General features: G+C 46.6%; 1 pseudogene. It reads right to left on the bottom strand.

What is annotated here, in order from left to right:
• Positions 1-558: pseudogene (locus tag R7040_RS28935) on the bottom strand (bifunctional indole-3-glycerol phosphate synthase/phosphoribosylanthranilate isomerase); the annotation flags it as partial.

The raw sequence follows: 558 nt of genomic DNA, 5'->3' as shown, positions 1-558 counted from the left end.
TCGATTTCTCAACGAAAATCAGACCACCAAATACTGCGCCTGCTTGATACGCTTTTGCCGCATCATCTGGGTGAGTCAGACCGCAAACCTTATTTTCACCTAGCGTTACTTTACGAACCGCAAGTTCTAAGTTGTCCTCCGCCATCAGCGAGCTGCCAATCAAAAAGCCGTCTGCATATTCTGCTAAGTCACGAACTTGTTGATGAGTGTAAATGCCAGACTCTGAAATAACCGTTGCGTTTGGTGCAAGCTTACGAATGGTTGGCGCAAGCTCTTTAGTTCGGTTTAAATCCGTTGTTAAGTCGCGCAAGTTGCGGTTGTTTATACCGATAACTTTAGCGCCAAGCTGAACTGCGCGGTGAAGCTCTTCTTCGTTGCTGACTTCCGTTAAAATGCCCATGTTTAGGCTGTGCGCAGCTTCTTCTAACGCTTTGTACTCTTCGTCATTCAGTACCGAAAGCATGAGCAATACCGCATCCGCGCCATAATGACGAGCAAGGTAAACTTGGTAGGTATCGACCATGAAGTCCTTACACAACACTGGTTGTTTCACTTGTC

The organism is Vibrio sp. 1069 (genome assembly GCF_033340555.1).
This window is presented reverse-complemented; position numbering and strand designations above follow the sequence as displayed.